Raw genomic sequence first — 19,107 nt, 5'->3', positions numbered from 1 at the left:
GCTATCACTGGTGAAACCCTGATATCTAGTCACTTTAAGTAACAGGTATTCCACTGTGAAATTTAAAATCTTCATCAAGTGAGGTAATTAATTGTGCTTCAATTTCAGCAAATTCTTTTACTCGCTGTGTAATATCAAAATCAGCAATTTCTTGAGCAAGGGTTAAATAATCTTGATAATGACGTGCCTCAGAGCGCAGTAATGAAATATAAAAGTCCCCTAAGCGTTTATCGACATGGGGTGCCAGTTTGGCAAAACGCTCGCACGAACGTGCTTCTATGTAGGCCCCTACAATAAGCTTATCAACGAGTGCATTCGGCTCAAAGGTTTTAACATTACGCAGCATCCCTTTAGCGTAACGACATGGGGTTATACTTTTATATTCAACACCGTATTCATCCATAATTTCCAGTACTTGGTAAAAATGATGCAGCTCTTCTTTTATCAGCATCACCATTTTATCTATTAAATCTTGGCCATAAGGTGAGTTAGATTTAGGAATAATAGACTTTGTCAGTTTATTTTTAGCCGCTAAATCGCGCCAGTTCCCCTCGCGTTTATAAATTAGGGTTTCAAACGGTTTAAGCCACTCAAGCAAAGCATCACTGCTGTCTTTATCGACCGCATATTTACGAATTAAAAACATAGCACTTTGCGCCGCTTTTAATTCACAAATTAAGTGATCAATTAATATGATGGGTAAGTTTTCTTTTTTGGTTGCCTGTTCAACCCACTCATCGGGGGTTTCGCACTTTAAAAATGAGTGGATTGGCGCCAATAATTCTGTGTACATTGCGTTAAGTTCAACCTATTTGAGCATAACGAGAATTTTAACACGAAAATATGCAAGTGTTTAATATATCAAGCACAACCGCTAAACAGATTTAAGGCCCTCTAGAAATTTTAATTAAATTTGAAATTCTTTTGTTAATCTAAGGGACTTAATCACAGTATAAAAACACTTTAAAGAAGCTTGCTTTAAAATTGGAAAGTTCACACTTATTTTTTGGATAGGATTTAGAGACAAAAAGTAAAAAACATGATATCTTTTTTAAGACTGATAACAACCAGCTTTAATGATAGAGACTTGATTTTTATAAGTTTTCAAACACACAATGAAGTAATTTGAGTTAAAACTAAAAGTTCTAACCTATATATCGGTAACTTTTTCAGTTTGTCATTACTTCAATATATTCAAGTTTATATCGCTTTTAAAATAATTTTCATAAAGGAATAGTTAGTAGTGAAATTTTCAAAGTTACTTTTTATAACGATGTTTTCTGCTTCAGCAAGTCTGTCTTTTAGTGTATTTAGTGCCGATGACATCGTAACAAACTCATCAGCAGTTAAAATTCAAGAGCCTCATGATGAAATTAGCTCATTGTATGCCATCCAAGATTTTGAAGAAGCAAATAAAAAAGGGCTAACACTCAAAGCATTAGAGCGTTGTAGTCCCACGATTTTTACTCGCTATACTAGTATAAAATCGGGTGCTAAAGAAGTCATTGCAAGCTTTAACTATGATGGTGGTAAATGCAATAAATACGGTTTTGCCATTTTAAGAAACTATGAAGGGCATAAATTTAGTGTCACGTTAGTTGATAAAGATGGTAAAAAGGTTGCTGGCGGGTACAGCGTTGCTGTATCTACCTCTATATTTAAAACAGGTACTTATTATTGGGAGGTTTTAAGTAAAGAGACTTCTAACTCCACTAGCTATGGCGGCATCTCATATGAAGTAAGAAGTAAAGGCTAATTACTATATAAACGGCTTATAACGCTCTACCTTATCGGCCGTTTATAAAAAAAATTAAAATAAGCGCTTAAGCTTTATTTAATTACGCCGATAAAATTAGAACAATAATTTGAAAAGGACTTTTATGAAAATTAACAACAATGCCCTACCTAATTTCTTTAATAAAGCCACTACTTTTACAAAAACTGATAATGGAAATATCTCTGAGCAAAAAAATACTAAAGAGACAGGTGTAAAACTCAGTATTAATATTGAGGCACCACCTAAAAAAACGATAGAAAAACAAGAGCAACTCTCTAATTTATCGTTAATTGAAGGCAGTGCTTACGCTACACTCTTTAAAAATGATGAATTTGATTTTACTAACATGAGTACCAATGAACTACATTACATTGTTAAAACTGCTAACGATATAGATCGTGAATACACACAAAAATTCGGCAGTGAAGAACCAACAAAAAGACGAGATCAGGCTGGTAATCCACTAACATCTTGGCAAAGATCAGAAATGCTTAATTTAGAGTCGACACTTAATATTCTTTCTTTTGGCGGAGGTAATGTAGACCCTGATGAAAAAATTAACATAAAAGAGTACTTAACAGCGAGCTCAAAACAATCAGATAACGACGCTAAAAACTACCCAGAGCGCAGCACATATCAAGTAAGAGCATCTTATATGAAGGAAATAATTAATACCTTTAATAACTTCATATCAGATGACACATTTAAACTGTATCAAGAAAAAGCGACTAAATTATTAACCGATGCAAATAAGGTAGACCTATTAATTTAACAAAGCTAAAAGTGTACTATTAGGCATAACCAATAAAACACGAATGCTTAATAGTATTGTTCACATTTAGGGCAAACGGGTTAAAACTATACAGATGAAAAGCCTACGGTTAGCACCTTCATTATATAGGCTTTATCCCAACCTGCTTTTAGTCGCTTAGTTTTAACACCTACTTTTATGCTTTTTCATTCTTTAATAGATTCAGTGCTATTTTATTCATCATTAAGAAATTTTCTGCTCCATAACCACTTCTTAAACGGTTTTGATCTTCATTGAAGCTAATATCTAATTGCCAATGAAGTTTATTTTTAACAAACCAATGACTTCGTATTGCATTAGCAATAAAGTCGGCTTTTTTATTACCATGGCTTGTAATATAAAGCCGCTGCTCACGTGATACCTTTCCTTGAACTTTTCTTGTGGAATCCACAATAGCAATGCCTTGATGCTTTTCCATCTAGGGTGGCGCTCAATTAACCATTTTACATCGGTGGTCAACCAAACAGCTCTTTGCTCAATACGTCCATGATCACCATTAATAATTTCACTGACGGTATGTGAAATACTTTAAATCTACTGACCAAATTTCTTTCTAGGAATAGTTTAATATCATCATGGAATTCACTTTGATTGCTCTTTAACGCTAAAACATAATTTGCTTGAGCGTCTACGATTTTATCGGCTATCGCAAACAGGCAACCTATGGTATCCATCGTGAGGGTTACCCCTTTTATATCTAATAAATCCAATAACAAAGGAATGGCGGTGATCTCATTAGATTTTTCATTCACCTTTATTTACCCAAAGCATAAATTATTTTTGGCTGACCAAGCACTGACAAGGTGTATAGCTGACCCAACCACTTGGTAAATACCTCAGAAAACTCTTTGGGTTTTACACGATTTAATACATCAGAAAATGTATCATGGCCTGGTATGCCATGTTTTAAATCTAAAAAGGTTTTAAACCAATCTACTTTAGATTTACCATATTCTTCAGTAGCACAAAAATCATCACAACCACAGATAATTGCACAGATTGATATCGTTAATATATTCACTAAAGGGTGCCGTAAGCGACAATTTATTCTAGGGTCAGTTAATTCACCAAAAGCTTTGCTGATAGTCGTCTTTGTCATAAAAATTTAAGCAAAAGTTATTATATGCCGCGATCAAAATGATCGTTCAATGGATCAGTTTTGATTGCTGGTATTATCGACTAAATGATCAATTTAAACCCGTTTGCCCTACTATATAAACGGCTTATAAAGCTCTACCTTATCGGCCGTTTATAAAAAAATTAAAATAAGCGCTTAAGCTTTATTTAATTACGCCGATAACATTAAGACAATTATTTGAAAAGGATTTTTATGAAAATTAGCAACAATGCCCTACCTAATTTCTTTAATAAAGCCACTACTTTTACAAAAACTGATAATGGAAATATCTCTGAGCAAAAAAATACTAAAGAGACAGGTGTAAAACTCAGTATCAATAGTGAGGCACCACCTAAAAAAACGATAGAAAAACAAGAGCAACTCTCTAATTTATCGTTAATTGAAGGCAGTGCTTACGCTACACTCTTTAAAAATGATGAATTTGATTTTACTAACATGAGTACCAATGAACTACATTACATTGTTAAAACTGCTAACGATATGGATCGTGAATACACACAAAAATTCGGCAGTAAAGAACCTGTAAGACGAGATCAGGCTGGTAATCCGATCATATCTAGAAAAAGAGAAGAAATGCTTAATTTAGAGTCGACACTTAATATTCTTTCTTTTGGCGGAGGTAATGTAGACCCTGATGAAAAAATTAACATAAAAGAGTACTTAACAGCGAGCTCAAAACAATCCGATAACGACGCTAAAAACTACCCAGAGCGCAGCACATACCAAGTAAGAGCATCTTATATGAAGGAAATAATTAATACCTTTAATAACTTCATATTAGATGACACATTTAAACTGTATCAAGAAAAAGCGACTAAATTATTAACCGATGCAAATAAGGTAGACCTTTTAATTTAACAAAGCTGAAAGTGTAGGCATAACCAATAAAACACGAATGCTTACTAGTACTGTTCACATTGTAACCTCTTGACAAGCGCCGATTACTGAACCATAACTAATTGGACTGTATAAAAAACAAACCAATTATAAGCACACAGTAATATACCTTTCCATGGAGAGCACGCAATGATATTAAATCACCTATGGGGCTTATATGCCCACCCACTCGAAGAATGGCAAACAATTGATAACCGTCACGAGAGCTTAACCTATAGCTTATCGCACATTTTACTTATCGCCTTATTTCCCTCTGTAATGGGATACTACTCATCAGTTTACTTAGGCTGGAGTATAGGTACGGGTAGTTTGGTATTTTTAACTCATGAAAGTGCGCTGCTGATTGGCGCAGCCATGTATGTTGCCCTCATTGCCGGCGTATTTGCACTGGCCTATTTAGCACATTGGATGGCGGTTACTTTTGGCGCTAGACCGACCTTTACCCAAACTATTGAACTGGCCGCTTATACCGCTACACCCGTGTTTATGTCGGCATTAGCAGCGTTTTGGCCTGAGTTGTGGTTTGTGGTATGTATTGGATTAGTGGCGCTCGCTTACTCAGTGTATTTACTCTACACCGGTGTGCCTATTTTAATGCACATTCCGCAGGAACGTGGGTTTATTTACGCCAGTTCAGTTGTAACCTGTGGATTAATTTTGCTGGTTATTATTTTAGCCCTTACTGCCATGCTATGGACCAACGGTATTATTAGCCCCATGTTTACTTAATTAATACGTTAGTTTTAACACATAAAAGGAGCGTTTAAGCTCCTTATTTATGTACCGCTGATAATGCTATCAGGCTGTAATAACATTATTAATCAGATTCGTTTTCGTCTTGATTATGTATTTCTAGACCTGAAGACATGGCGTTTTCACGCGTGCTCTTTGCTGAATCGTTTCGTAGTTTGTCGATACGATTTAAGTAGTCTTGATCAATATCGCCTGTAATGTATTGCCCGTCAAACACGGAGGTTTCAAACTTAGTGATCTCAGGGTTTTCTTGCCTAACCGCTGCTATTAAATCTTTCAACGATTGGAAAATTAACCCATCAGAGCTAATGCTTTGGTTAATATCTTCTACCTCACGACCATGCGCTATAAGTTCAGCCGCCGATGGCATATCTATGCCGTATACATTTGGAAAGCGTATTTCTGGTGCCGCTGATGCAAAGTAAACATTTTTAGCGCCCGACTCGCGCGCCATTTCAACAATTTGTGCTGAAGTAGTACCACGTACAATTGAGTCATCAACCAGTAATACATTTTTGCCTTTAAACTCACGGTCAATTGCGTTAAGTTTTTGACGCACTGACTTTTTACGCATTTCTTGACCAGGCATAATAAACGTACGCCCAATGTAACGGTTTTTAACAAAGCCTTGACGATATGGTAAATCGAGTACCCGCGCAATTTCCAAAGCAATATCACATGAAGTTTCTGGGATAGGAATAACCACATCAATGTCTTTATCAGTCCACTCTCGCGCTATTTTTTCGCCTAGCTTAGTACCCATATTTACACGCGCTGCATAAACCGACATGCGATCAATGGTTGAGTCAGGCCGTGCAAAGTAAACAAATTCAAAAATACACGGAGAGTATGTCACTTTATCTGCACAAGTTAATGAGTGAAACTCACCACTTTCAGTGACATAAATAGCTTCGCCTGGGGCTACATCACGAATAAACTCAAACCCATCAGGCTTTAACGCCACACTTTCTGAGGCAAACATATACTCAGTGCCCGCAGCTGATTCGCGCTTACCAAATACTAAAGGGCGGATACCATTGGGATCACGAAACGCCACAATGCCATGGCCGATAATCATGGCGATGGTTGCATAACCGCCACTTACTTTGTTATTAACTTCAGTAACCGCAGTGAAAATATCTTCAGGATCTAGTTTTAGCTTGTCTGATTTACTTAGCTCATGCGCCATAATGTTAAGTAAAATTTCAGAATCAGAAGTGGTGTTAACATGGCGACGCGCTTCTGAAAATAACTGCTCTTTTAACGACTCTGCATTGGTTAAGTTACCATTGTGTGCGAGGGCGATACCAAAAGGAGAGTTTACGTAAAACGGCTGAGCCTCTGACGAGCTTGAAGAACCCGCCGTTGGGTAGCGCACATGGCCAATGCCAATATTGCCTTGCAAGCGTTTCATATGACGAGTGTGAAATACATCTTTCACTAAGCCATTTGCTTTACGTAAGCTAAATGTATTGTTCTCAATAGTTATGATACCCGCAGCATCTTGGCCACGGTGTTGCAAAACGGTTAAGCCATCATAAATCGCCTGATTAACTGGCGATGTTCCGACTATTCCAACGATACCACACATGTAATTTATCCTCGCCGATTAACGGTTTACTGAATTTAAAAAGCTCGAGTTGTTTTCTAGGTACGAAAAGAACCATTCAACAACAAAGCCAAATTCTGGAATCAAAATAGAATTGCCCCACCAGTGCGTATTTGGTGCACCAGTAAAAGCATCAAGAAAGAAGAGTAACGCGCTCACGACCAACACGCCTCGAAGAGCACCGAACACAACACCAAAAACACGGTCTGTGCCAGATAATCCGGTTCGCTGTACAAGCTCACCTAAAATGTAGTTTAGTAAACCGCCTAACAATAGCGTCGCAAAGAATAATATGGCAATGGCCGCCGCATTTCTTAAAAGGGGTTCAGAAATGGATGTTAGGAAGGAAGCTAAATAGTGGTAAAATAAGCTGGAGATGATAAAAGCCCCTGCCCATACGGCTAATGACATTGCTTCTTTTACAAAGCCGCGTATTAAACCGATAATGGTAGAGAGCGCAATAATGCCAACAATGGCGTAATCAACCCAGATCATAAGAACCAATAGTCGCTAATTTTGGCCGCATTCTATACCTAAACCTGCTAATTATGCAAGCTTAAGCATGAGATTACGATTGAGTAAAAATATGTTTTTTTTAATAAAAAACATATAAAAAAAATACAAAAAGGCGGTCTAATTCAATAAAATGCTAATGGGTTAGGGTGTTAAAAAAGTAAACACACATGTATATTTTTATTTAGTTATTTCAAATTGAGTCACTTTGCCATTAAGTTTGGTTAGTTTTTTAAGCGCTGGTAGCTGAGATTGCAGCTGCTGTTTATCCAGTGATGGCCCAACAAATACTTTAGTAAGTGTACCATTTGGCGTTTTAACTGGCCTAGTAAACGTTTTAAAACCTGCTGATTTAAGTTTTTGTTGTAGGGCTTTTACATTTTCAGCATGCGAAAAGCTGCCAAGCTGAATAACGTATGCCATGCTGGTTAAATTTTCATTAGCTTGACGGGTTGGCATGTCTTGACCAGTCACCGTTGGGCTTTGGTCGTTGGGGATTATTGCCTCAACCATTTCAGGCTGTGCGGTAACGTCTGTTTGGGTAATGCTGTTTTGCTGTTCAAATGCAGCATCGTCAGGCTGTATATCCTCAACCTCATCTTCTTTTAACGGCTGCGCATTTGCTACTTGTTGATCAATTGATTCTTGTAAATCAATAGTTTTGAACTCAGAGCGTTCTGGGATCGCTTTAAAGCCTTCTTTATAGTGCACTTTCTCACCATCGAGTATGTTAGGGATAAACACAATTGCTGCGATCACCACAATACTTGTTCCGACTAAGCGATTAATAAAACCTGAGTTCACCGACATTCTCTCTATTTTTTAAAGTAATGAATAGCGCCAGCCACCGTAAAAAATGAACCAAATACAATTAATAGTGTATTACTTGGCTGGTTTGGTAAAATAGCATCCAATGCTGTCTCTACGTTACTATAACCTTGTTTAAAGTGACTACTGGGTACACATAAAAGTGCTTGTTGTAAATTAGCAGCGCTATCGCCACGCGGGCCATCTAAGCTTGCCAACGACCATTCATCCACTACATTGCTTACTTCTTTAAGTACACCAGCTTTATCTTTATCAGCAAGCATAGCGACTAATGCATGAATTTTAAAGCCTTTATCTTTAAAGCTTGCTAACTTAGTTGCTAAATAACGTGCAGACTCAGGGTTATGTGCCACATCGGTATACACTAATGGCGATTCACTTAACTGTTGAAAGCGCCCTTCTACCACTAAATTTACTAAACACTGAGTGATCACGTCATCGCTTGGTAATAAATTGAGTACCGATAACGTTGTTAGCGCAGTCGCCACATTTTGACACGGGATCGCCGGTTTAGGAAGCTCAAGCAGGTGGTCTTTAAATTGCCAGCTAAAACTCTGCGCGTGTTCTTTAAAAATAAAGTCGCTGCCAGATAGCAGCATATTCGCGTTAATTTCTTTACCATAGTCGGTCATGGTATGCGGGATATTTAAATCCCCAATAATTGCTGGCGTATTTTCACGGAAAATTCCCGCCTTGTCGTAAGCGACTAGCTCTCGTGTATCACCTAAGTACTCTTTGTGATCTAAGTCGATGGTAGTGATCACGCTGGCATAAGGAGTAACAATATTGGTGGCGTCAAAACGCCCACCTAAACCGACCTCTAGTAATACATAGTCAACTTTTAAGCGCTTAAATATTGCCAGCGCCCCTAAAGTGCCATACTCAAAATAAGTTAACGGCGTGTCACCTCGCCCTTGCTCAAGCAAATTAAACGCATCTATATGGTATTGATCGTCAAGCTCTTTGCCATTAACGCGCACACGTTCGTTATAACGAATTAAATGAGGAGACGCATACGTGCCAACACGATAACCTTGCGCGACTAATAATGACTCTAAACAACGCGCTGTTGTACCTTTGCCATTGGTGCCTGCAATAAGAATGATTTTACTTGAAGTTGTTAAAAGCTCTATGTTGTTAGCAACACGAGCGACGCGCTCTAACCCCATCTCTATATTGGCGGGATGAACACTTTCTAAATAACAAAGCCAATCATCAAGGCTTGATGATTGGCTAGGAGTTGATTTTGTCATAGCATATAATCAGTAAAGCTAAAATTTACGCTACTCTATGCTCTTGTTCTGTAGAAGGCAAGTTCATAAATTTTGCTAAGATACGTGCCAGTGTATCGCGCATTTCTCGACGGTCAATAATCATGTCAATTGCGCCATGCTCTAACAAAAACTCACTGCGTTGGAAACCCTCTGGCAGCGTTTCGCGAACAGTTTGTTCAATAACACGCGGGCCGGCAAAACCAATCAAAGCTTTAGGCTCTGCAACGTTGATATCGCCTAGCATGGCTAGTGATGCCGACACCCCACCCATGGTAGGATCTGTCATAACAGAAATAAACGGCAGGCCTTTTTCAGTCATTTTAGCCAATGCGGCACTGGTTTTAGCCATTTGCATTAATGACATAAGCGCTTCTTGCATACGTGCACCACCGGATGCAGAAAAACAAATCAGCGGCATATTATGCTCTAAACATTGATCGACCGCGTCAACAAAGCGAGCGCCCACTACCGATGCCATTGAGCCACCCATAAATGAGAATTCAAATGCAACAGCAGCAACGGGAATACCTTTTAGGTTTCCTTTCATTGCTATGAGCGCGTCTTTTTCACCGCTTGCTTTTTGCGCAGCATTAATACGATCTGAGTATTTTTTAGAATCTCTAAATTTGAGCACGTCTTTAGGTTCGTGCTGAGCGCCTAATTCATGGCGATCACCTTCATCTAAAAATTGTTCAAGGCGTTTACGGCCACTAACACGCATATGGTGGTCGCACTTAGGACATACATTCAGTGATTTTTCTAATTCTGCTTTATATAAAATTGAATCACATGACGTACATTTAGCCCAAACACCTTCTGGAATTTCTTTACGACCTGAAGATTTAGTCGTTCTTGGTAAGATTTTTTCTAGCCAACTCATTTGCAACTCTCTTAATACTGTTCTGTGTCGCGAGTCTACATGCTAATCATGCAAACAATTTTTCTAATTAAAACATGAATTACGCTGTCACGGTATAAAAAACTGGTCTTAGTAGTTATCCCTGTGAGTAACAGCCTATAAAAACAAACACCTATTTACCATCAGTATCGGCTAAAAATAACGGCCCTAGCGGCGTTTTAGGAATATTGAAATGTTCAGGATAATCAACATCCACTAAATATAAACCGGCTGCCTTTGCTGTGGCGCTGGCTTTAGCGCGCTCTTTAACATCAAGCAGCTCTTTTAACCAAACTGGTTGGTGTTTGTGTAAACCAATATCCATTAAACAACCAGTAATATTGCGTACCATGTGGTGTAAAAACGCATTGGCTTTAATATCAATAATCACATAAGCGCCTTGGCGCTGTACCGATAAATGATGAATCGTTCGCGTTGCTGTATTTGCTTGGCAGTGAATTGCCCTGAACGAGGTAAAGTCATGCTCACCTAGTAAATATTGGCAAGCTTGCTGCATTTTCACTTCATCTAATGGGTGATGAAAATGGGTCACTCCCTCATTTAATACTGCACCACGAAACGCATAATTATAAATAACATAACGATAGCGCCGAGCGGTTGCGCTAAAGCGAGCATGAAAGTCTGCAACCACAGGTTGTGCAAAACGAATAGCAATATCCTTAGGTAGTAAGGTGTTCATACCCAAAGTAAAGGCCACCATTTCACGCTGGGCATGTGTATCAAAATGCACCACTTGCCCAGTGCCATGAACACCCGCATCGGTGCGCCCTGCACATACAATGTCAACTGGATGGTTACAAATGCGAGACAACGCTTTTTCTACTTCTTGTTGTACACTATTTACATGTGATTGACGCTGCCAACCACTGTAACGCGCGCCATTGTATTCAACCCCAAGTGCTACTCGCATAATTACTGCTTTACCTACTGTGCTAATCGACGCTGCATTTTATGCTATATGGCGTTCCAATAAAAGCGGCGAACTTGGGTTCCTAACAATGTGATACAAAAAACCGTTATTAGTGGCACTAATAACGGGTTTTTCAGTCTGTAATCAGTGATAGCAAAACTGATCATTCGTTTTTAAGTTTAGCCTTTAAGTTTTGTGCTTCTTCTTGCACATCATCTGGGCCATTATTAATGATTTCTTCAAGAATTTTAATTGCAGAGTCGGCATCATCAATCTCAATGTAAGCATGAGCAAGGTCAAGCTTAGCTGAGTAACCGCCACTTTGGGTATCAACATCCATAGGATTATCGCCCGCAAGTAATGAGTCATATTCACCTAAACCAACATCCATATCAACATCGGTGTAGGGTTCATGATCTAAATCTGCTTCATCGCTTTGCTCTAATAATGCATCAATATCGACAAAATCGTCCTGCGCTGCTGGCTCAGTAACCTCAGGTTGTTCAATAGGCTCTTGCAACGACGATGCTTTATCGTCAGCTAAGTCTTCACTTAACAAGTTATTAAAATCAACATCAAACTCACTGCTATCGCTTAAATCAAGGTTTTCAGGCTCAGCCAGTTCACTCAACAATGCGTCAAAATCAGTTTGCGTTAATTCAGCCATAAACTCATCGTCAAGTTCATCATCTGAAATCACTTCTGATTCAGGTGGTACTGAAGTTTGCGTTAAATCAGCTTCACTGTCGGCGTTTGTTTGCTGACTGTCAAATTCTGATGATTCAAAAGCGTCAAGCTGTTCATCATCAAAATCATCTTCTAAGCTATCTAATCCACTGCCAGCAGATAACGCATTAGCGAGATCTTGTTCAGCCTGACTAGCTGGCATAGCCGTTGTATCACTGTCTGAATTATCGCCTTGAAGCTCTTGCGGTGTTAGCGGTTGCTCTTCTTCATCAGGTAAAGATAGCTCATCATCAAGTTCTAACTCAGGATACTCTTCAAGCTCTTCACTCGGTGTGACTATTTCTGGTTCATAGAGTCCATCATCTGACGGTAAATTGTCGTATTCAACATCATCTGCGAGCGGATCATCACCTAAATCAATTTCATCTTCTTCAAGTTCATCGTTTAAGTCATCAGTTGACCAATCTGGTGCTTGTTCAGCTTCATCGCTTGTTTGCTCAAGCTCACTTAACAGTTCATCGACACTTTTAAAGTTTTCATCGTCGTACTCGTCGAGCGCATCTTCTGGATCGAGTAACGTTGATGACGTATCTGAAAAATCATCATCCGATCCAAGCTCCAGTTCAGATTCAACTTCTGGCTCTACTTCAAGTTCTGGTTCAGCTTCAACTTCTGGCTCTGCTTCAATTTCAGGCTCAGCTTCAAGTTCTGGTTCAGCTTCAACTTCTGGTTCTGCTTCAACTTCTGGTTCTGGTTCAGCCTCAACTTCTGGTTCGGCTTCAAGCTCTGGCTCTACTTCAAGTTCAGGTTCTTCTTCAAGCTCAAGCTCTGGCTCAGCTTCAATCTCTGGTTCGGCTTCACCCTCTAACCGAGATTCAGCTTCAAGCTCAGATTCTGATTCAAGTTCAGGTTCTGCTTCAAGCTCAGGCTCTGCTTCAACTTCTGGTTCAGCCTCAACCTCTGGCTCGGCTTCAACTTCTGGTTCAGCCTCAACCTCTGGCTCGGCTTCAACTTCTGGTTCAGCCTCAACCTCTGGCTCGGCTTCAACTTCTGGTTCAGCCTCAACCTCTGGCTCGGCTTCAACTTCTGGTTCAGCTTCAACTTCTGGTTCAGCTTCAACTTCTAACTCGGCTTCAGGTTCTGCCTCAGCTTCAAATTCTGGTTCAGCTTCAACTTCTGGCTCGGCTTCAGGTTCTGCCTCAGCTTCAAATTCTGGTTCAGCTTCAACTTCTGGCTCGGCTTCAGGTTCTGCCTCAGCTTCAGCTTCAATTTCAGGCTCAGCTTCAATTTCAGGCTCAGCCTCAAATTCTGGTTCCGCTTCACCCTCTAACCGAGATTCAATTTCAGATTCAGCTTCAACTTCTGGTTCTGGTTCAGCTTCAACTTCTGGTTCAGCTTCAACTTCTGGTTCAGCTTCAACTTCTAGCTCGGCTTCAGGCTCTGCCTCAGCTTCAAATTCTGGTTCAGCTTCAACTTCTGGTTCTGCTTCAACTTCTGGTTCGGCTTCAAGCTCTGGTTCAGCTTCAAGTTCTGGCTCAGCTTCAGATTCTGGCTCAGCTTCAGGCTCTGGCTCAGCTTCAACTTCTGGCTCAGCTTCAACTTCTGGCTCAATCTCAGCTTCTGGCTCAATCTCAGCTTCTGGCTCGGCTTCAACTTCTGGCTCGGCTTCAACTTCTGGCTCTGCGTCAAGCTCTGGCTCGGCTTCAATTTCTAACCGAGATTCAATTTCAGATTCAGCTTCAGGTTCTGGCTCTGCTTCAAGCTCTGGCTCAGCTTCAAGTTCTGGTTCTGCTTCAATCTCTGGCTCTACTTCAAGCTCAGGTTCTACCTCAAGCTCAGGTTCTGCTTCAAGCTCAGGTTCTGCTTCAAGTTCAGGTTCTGCTTCAGGCTCAGGTTCTGCTTCAAGCTCTGGCTTTACTTCAAGCTCTGGCTCTACTTCAAGTTCAGGTTCTTCTTCAAGCTCAGGTTCAGCTTCAATTTCAGGCTCAGCTTCAACCTCTGGCTCAGCCTCAAGTTCAGGTTCTGCTTCAAGCTCAGGTTCTTCTTCAAGTTCAGGTTCTTCTGCAAGCTCAGGTTCAGCTTCAAGCTCAGATTCTGATTCAAGCTCAGGCTCTGCTTCAAGCTCTGGCTCTGCTTCAAGCTCTGGCTCAGCTTCAATTTCTGGTTCTGCTTCAACTTCTGGTTCTGGTTCAGGCTCTGCTTCAAGTTCAGGTTCCGCTTCGAGCTCAGATTCCGCTTCAAGCTCAGGTTCTGCTTCAAGCTCAGGTTCTGCTTCAACTTCTGGTTCAGCTTCAAGCTCTGGCTCTGCTTCAAATTCCGGTTCAGATTCAATTTCTGGTTCAGCTTCAAATTCCGGTTCAGCTTCAATCTCTGGTTCAGCCTCAATCTCTGGCTCAGCCTCTGGTTCAGCCTCAACCTCTGGCTCGGCTTCAATCTCTTGTTCGGCCTCAACCTCTGGCTCGGCTTCAATCTCTTGTTCGGCCTCAACCTCTGGCTCAGCTTCAACCTCTGGTTCAGACTCAGCCAACGATGAAGCGATAGATTCAACATCTTCATTGTCTAATTCTTCTTGTGCCTCTGTTAAATCCTCAATTGAATCAGCAAGCGCATGATCTATTTCAGAATCATGAGCATCATTTTGAGGTTGCTCTGCATCAAGCACATCATCAATGTCAAACTCGTCATCTTCGTCGATTAAACTATCAACATCAGCCTCTGTAACGTCATCTTCAGAAGTAGGTTGCTCGGCATCGAGTAAGTCGTCAATGTCAAATTCATCGTCATCTTCGTCTATTAAGCTATCAACATCAGCCTCTGTAACGTCGTCTTCAGAAGTAGGTTGCTCGGCATCGAGTAAGTCGTCAATGTCAAATTCATCGTCATCTTCGTCGATTAAGCTATCAACATCAGCCTCTGTATTGTCGTCTTCTGAAGTAGGTTGCTCGGCATCGAGTAAGTCGTCAATGTCAAATTCATCATCTTCGTCGATTAAGCTATCAACATCAGCCTCTGTAACGTCACCTTCAGAAGTGGGTTGCTCTTCATCAAGCAGGTCGTCAATATCAAAGTCTTCACCTTCTTCGGCTAGCTCTTCACTGAGCGCTGCCATGTCATCATTCGATTCATCTTTAGATTCATAAGGCAATGAATCGTCGTCAGCTTCATCAAATAAGCTATCTAAATCATCATCACTTAAAATATCATCTGACTCATCAACATCAATTGTATCGCCAGTGTCATCCATATCTGGATTATCGAAGTCTTGCTGCATGAAAACATCAAGCTCGTCTTCCTCGGTATTCTCATCCTCAAAAACAACATCATCGCTCAGTAAACTTTCTAACTCATCTTGATCTAACAGGCTGTCATCATCTAAATCATCACTGAATGCCACGTCATCATCGAGCAACACGTCATCCATGTTATCGTCTAGGCGCACACTTTCGTCATCAAGCGGATCGGGAGCTTCGTCAAGTGAAGGCTCGGGCGCTTCATCTAGCGGGTCTGTATAACTGGGTGCCTGCGGTGTAAACTCATCGTCGTCACTCTCAACCTCTTGATTATTACGTTTACGCAACCACATAACCACGGCAAAAATAATTAATAAGGCTGGAATAGTCATTAATAAAATAAGTACAAAAGGATTAGACAGTAACGCGGCAAAACTAAATTCGCTCTCTTGTTGGGCATCTTTTAGCTTTTGTTGCGCAATCATTTGGTTTTGCTTAATGATTAGCTCTTTAAGTTGTTGCTGAATTTCACTGTCTTGACCAAGTTGAATACGCACATTTTCCAACTCGTTTGAAATACCTGTCAGTTGCTTTTTAAGGTTATTATTTTCAACTAAGATTTCTTCAACATTATCTACTGAGCTTTTAAATTGTTGCTGAAGCTCTATCAATTTATTACTTTGATCTGTTTTTATTGCTTTTAGTTCTTGCTGTAATTCTTTTTTGGCTTCATCAACGTCTGCTTTGCGGGCTTGAGTTACTTGTGTTTGTGCTAAATTGATTTGTGCTTGAGTGAGCGTGCCATTTTTCTTTTTTTCCCATAGCTCATCATCTTGCTCAGAGCGCTGTTTAGCTAATTGCGGGTTTATTCGTCTAATTTCTGCCAATGTGGGTATATTTAAATAGGCACCACTTTGCATATGATTTAAATTTTGCTCTAAAAACGAATTGGGGTTTTTTTCATACAAGGCCTGCATTACTTGATAAATGCTGACGGAATCATTTGGGCGAACTTTAGCGGCAATGCGCCAAAGCGTATCGGTTGGTTTTATAGGCCCTATAGAGCGGCCCTGTGCGCCGTAATCAGCACCCTTTGGCCCTCTTAATTGGGTACTGTCTTGAGAGTAAACAGTCGTTACCATCAGTGCAGACGCTAAAAAAATAAGTGAAACGAAACCGCGCATGCTGATCCTTTAATGTTTAAATGTTAGCGCAGCGCTTTAAAATTAGCGCTTAAACATTGATTATTCTTGCCGTTGTCAGCCAAGTGGCTAACGCACATTTTTATTACAATCTATTTTTATTGCAAGCTCTATTCCAGTTACAAACTATAAACCAGTTAGGCCATAATATCCATCGCAACGCATTGAAAATAAATACCTTAAACATCAAGGTGAATTATTTTTATGTTGTTTATCAATATGTTTACACTATCACAATTAATAAGTGGCAAAAAAATGACAAGTAACGCATAAAAAAACGGCAAACCACGTTGGCTTGCCGCTGTTAAGACTAATCTAAACTTTTACCAAACTACATATAATTGGCAATCAGTTCTTCTGCTATTTGCACGCTGTTAGTTGCAGCTCCTTTGCGAGTGTTATCACTCACAACCCACATGTTTAATCCATGAGGGTGAGAAATATCTGCACGTAAACGCCCAACATACACAGTATCGTTACCACTGGCATCCGACACTGCCGTTGGGTAGTCACCCGCATCGTCAATTAGCTCAACACCGGGTGCATCGCTTAATAGCTGCTTAACATGCTCTAAATCAAAAGGCATTCGGGTTTCAATGTTAATAGACTCAGAATGGCCAAAAAATACAGGCACCCTTACACAGGTCGGGTTTATTGCTATGCTCGTATCGCCCAAAATTTTATGTGTTTCGTTAACTATTTTCATTTCTTCGCGCGTGTAGCCATTATCTTCAAAGCTATCTATTTGCGGTATTACATTAAACGCAATTTGCTTGGGGAAAATTTCACTTTCCATTGGGCGCGCATTCATTAAGTTAGCCGTTTGTTTAGCCAGCTCATCAACCGCGTTTTTGCCCGCACCCGATACGGCTTGGTAGGTTGAAACGTTGATACGATCAATGCCGTATGCATCATAAATAGGTTTAAGCGCAAGCATCATTTGAATGGTTGAACAATTAGGGTTAGCAATAATATTGCGGTTTCTAAAATCGGCTAAGCTCGCTGCATTTACCTCAGGCACAATAAGCGGCACTTCAAAGTCATTTCGAAAGTGTGAAGTGTTATCAATCACAATACAGCCAGCGTCTGCAGCAATCGGGGCATACTTTTCAGACACACTGCCACCGGCTGAAAATAAACCGATATGCGCTTGGCTAAAGTCAAAACCTTCAACATCACGTATTTCTATGCTCTCACCGCGAAATTTAATATCTTGGCCTGCACTACGACTACTTGCGAGTAAAAATAGCTGATCGACCGGAAATTTACGATCTTCCAATGTTTCAATAATTTGACGACCTACAAGACCTGTAGCACCGAGTACGGCAATGTTATATTTTTGCGACATAGTTTATCCTCTGTAAGCACGATTAAAACAACCGTGCTAATTAAATTAGTTTGCTGTTGTAAAACCAAGCTGCGCAAGCGCAGCAAGCTCAGTGCTATCACCTTCAACCATTACGGTGCTAAATTCACGTCGCGTTGGGTAGTTTTTTCGTAAACTGTCAAACCCTTCATCGGCTAAGTGACGCAGCAAAATGCCGTCATCGCGGCGAACATCATAAGTTAAGTGCACTAAACGCGCGATGTCGGCTTCCGTAAAGCTTGGTGCTAAAGTAACGCGGTTAATAGCCGCTGGCGGTAAAAAATCGCTGAGTGACTTATTTGCCTCAAGCCCTTTTAGTTCGCACAAGCTTTGATACAACATGTGAGTCCCCCGCGCTTTCCCCTCTAAGGTGTGACCTGCAATGTGCACACTGGCATAACGCACATGTTCAAGTAATTCAGTTAAAATGTTAGGCTCATTTTCCCAAACATCCATGACTAAATCGAGCTCTGCTCCTGCTTTCATCACTTCAAGTAAGGCTTGGTTATCAATCACATCGCCTCGGCTGGCGTTAATTAACGTCAGTCCGGGTTTAAGTTTAGTTAACCGTGTTTTATCAAGCATGTGCAGGGTTTTATGCTTACCCGTTTTAACTAATGGCACATGAAAAGTAACAATGTCTGATTGCGCTAATAGTTCATCAAGTTCAACATGTTCGGTTAATAACCCTTGCGCATGCTTAATTGGGTCGCACAATAATAAGTTAACATTCAATGCTTTTAACTTTTGAGCTAAGCAACTACCAATATTACCTACGCCAACAATGCCAATTGTTTTACCGCTTAACGGGCTGGCGTTTTCTTGGCTTAATGCAAACAAACTACTAATTACATATTCAGCAACCGCGATGGCATTACAGCCAGGTGCACTGGTAAAAACAATATTGTTGGCATTAAGTAAATCGGTATCAATATGATCAACACCTATCGTGGCGGTGCCTACAAAGCTGAGCTTATTTGCTTTGGCGAGTAATTCACTGTTTACCTGCGTAACAGAGCGCGTAAGCAATACATCAACATCAATGAGTTGTTCAGGGGTTAATTGCCTGCCATCAAATCGTTTTACCTCACCCACATCTTTAAAGAATTGCTCAACTAAAGGCATATTTTGATCGGCAAGAATGTTCATTGTGAGTCCGTTTGGCAATTAAGAGTGGCTATTGTAACGAACAA

17 protein-coding genes are annotated in these 19,107 nt (G+C 40.2%); 4 read left to right on the top strand and 13 right to left on the bottom strand.

All coding sequences use genetic code 11. From position 1 onward, the window contains the following. Positions 1-34: 34 nt before the first annotated feature. Positions 35-793 carry a tRNA isopentenyl-2-thiomethyl-A-37 hydroxylase MiaE gene (gene miaE, locus AC6H44_RS04340; RefSeq protein ID WP_500737727.1) on the bottom strand — a complete coding sequence of 253 codons (759 nt, stop codon included), beginning with the start codon at positions 791-793 and terminating at the stop codon, positions 35-37. A 450-nt stretch (positions 794-1,243) separates the two neighbouring features. Between miaE and AC6H44_RS04335 the strand changes: the two genes are divergently transcribed. Further along, positions 1,244-1,756 carry a hypothetical protein gene (locus tag AC6H44_RS04335; protein ID WP_500737726.1) on the top strand — a complete coding sequence of 171 codons (513 nt, stop codon included), beginning with the start codon at positions 1,244-1,246 and terminating at the stop codon, positions 1,754-1,756. A gap of 124 nt (positions 1,757-1,880) precedes the next feature. Further along, a complete protein-coding gene (locus AC6H44_RS04330; protein WP_500737725.1) occupies positions 1,881-2,549 on the top strand; it encodes a hypothetical protein in 669 nt (222 codons plus the stop codon). A gap of 175 nt (positions 2,550-2,724) precedes the next feature. Here AC6H44_RS04330 and AC6H44_RS04325 read toward each other — a convergent pair whose 3' ends face one another. Genes AC6H44_RS04325 through AC6H44_RS04315 form a run of 3 tightly spaced genes read right to left on the bottom strand, consistent with a single transcriptional unit; the run spans position 2,725 to position 3,687 of the window. Further along, positions 2,725-3,006, bottom strand: coding sequence for an ISAs1 family transposase (locus AC6H44_RS04325; RefSeq protein ID WP_500737724.1), 282 nt, complete (start codon positions 3,004-3,006; stop codon positions 2,725-2,727). A gap of 37 nt (positions 3,007-3,043) precedes the next feature. Next, a complete protein-coding gene (locus tag AC6H44_RS04320) occupies positions 3,044-3,340 on the bottom strand; it encodes an ISAs1 family transposase (protein WP_500737723.1) in 297 nt (98 codons plus the stop codon). 2 nt (positions 3,341-3,342) lie between these two features. After that, positions 3,343-3,687: an ISAs1 family transposase gene (locus AC6H44_RS04315; protein WP_500737722.1), complete on the bottom strand. Its 345-nt coding sequence runs from the start codon at positions 3,685-3,687 to the stop codon at positions 3,343-3,345. 231 nt (positions 3,688-3,918) lie between these two features. On the opposite strand from AC6H44_RS04315, the gene AC6H44_RS04310 reads away from it, so the two are divergent. Together AC6H44_RS04310 and AC6H44_RS04305 are read left to right on the top strand one after the other, a co-directional pair. Beyond that, positions 3,919-4,584 carry a hypothetical protein gene (locus AC6H44_RS04310; protein WP_500737721.1) on the top strand — a complete coding sequence of 222 codons (666 nt, stop codon included), beginning with the start codon at positions 3,919-3,921 and terminating at the stop codon, positions 4,582-4,584. A gap of 168 nt (positions 4,585-4,752) precedes the next feature. Then, positions 4,753-5,352 (top strand): Yip1 family protein, encoded by a 600-nt coding sequence (locus AC6H44_RS04305; RefSeq protein ID WP_500737720.1) that lies wholly within the window; start codon positions 4,753-4,755, stop codon positions 5,350-5,352. An 88-nt stretch (positions 5,353-5,440) separates the two neighbouring features. Here the strand turns inward: AC6H44_RS04305 and purF are convergent, their stop codons facing one another. The 9 genes from purF to AC6H44_RS04260 form a co-directional block, all read right to left on the bottom strand. Next, on the bottom strand, positions 5,441-6,967 hold the full coding sequence (gene purF / locus AC6H44_RS04300; protein ID WP_500737719.1) for an amidophosphoribosyltransferase: 1,527 nt from the start codon (positions 6,965-6,967) through the stop codon (positions 5,441-5,443). A gap of 18 nt (positions 6,968-6,985) precedes the next feature. Continuing rightward, complete coding sequence (locus tag AC6H44_RS04295) at positions 6,986-7,480, bottom strand: CvpA family protein (RefSeq protein WP_500737718.1); 495 nt, start codon at positions 7,478-7,480, stop codon at positions 6,986-6,988. Positions 7,481-7,678: 198 nt separating this feature from the next. Beyond that, positions 7,679-8,302, bottom strand: a complete 624-nt coding sequence (locus AC6H44_RS04290) for an SPOR domain-containing protein (RefSeq protein WP_500738375.1) — start codon at positions 8,300-8,302, stop codon at positions 7,679-7,681. A gap of 11 nt (positions 8,303-8,313) precedes the next feature. Continuing rightward, positions 8,314-9,579, bottom strand: coding sequence for a bifunctional tetrahydrofolate synthase/dihydrofolate synthase (folC, locus tag AC6H44_RS04285; RefSeq protein ID WP_500737717.1), 1,266 nt, complete (start codon positions 9,577-9,579; stop codon positions 8,314-8,316). A gap of 25 nt (positions 9,580-9,604) precedes the next feature. Next, positions 9,605-10,480 (bottom strand): acetyl-CoA carboxylase, carboxyltransferase subunit beta, encoded by an 876-nt coding sequence (accD, locus tag AC6H44_RS04280; RefSeq protein ID WP_500737716.1) that lies wholly within the window; start codon positions 10,478-10,480, stop codon positions 9,605-9,607. A 151-nt stretch (positions 10,481-10,631) separates the two neighbouring features. After that, complete coding sequence (gene truA / locus AC6H44_RS04275) at positions 10,632-11,429, bottom strand: tRNA pseudouridine(38-40) synthase TruA (RefSeq protein ID WP_500737715.1); 798 nt, start codon at positions 11,427-11,429, stop codon at positions 10,632-10,634. Positions 11,430-11,592: 163 nt separating this feature from the next. Beyond that, entirely contained in the window at positions 11,593-16,530 is a 4,938-nt protein-coding gene (locus AC6H44_RS04270) for a FimV/HubP family polar landmark protein (RefSeq protein ID WP_500737714.1), read from the bottom strand. 349 nt (positions 16,531-16,879) lie between these two features. Then, entirely contained in the window at positions 16,880-17,896 is a 1,017-nt protein-coding gene (locus tag AC6H44_RS04265; RefSeq protein ID WP_500737713.1) for an aspartate-semialdehyde dehydrogenase, read from the bottom strand. A gap of 45 nt (positions 17,897-17,941) precedes the next feature. Then, the gene (locus AC6H44_RS04260; protein ID WP_500737712.1) at positions 17,942-19,063 is read right to left on the bottom strand and encodes a 4-phosphoerythronate dehydrogenase; all 1,122 of its coding nucleotides are present in this window, start codon (positions 19,061-19,063) and stop codon (positions 17,942-17,944) included. Between the last annotated feature and the right edge of the window lie 44 nt (positions 19,064-19,107).

The sequence above is a fragment of the Pseudoalteromonas sp. TAP-3C genome (assembly GCF_059888565.1).
Note: the sequence above shows the minus strand (reverse complement) of the source record. Positions and strands in the feature narration are given on the sequence as shown.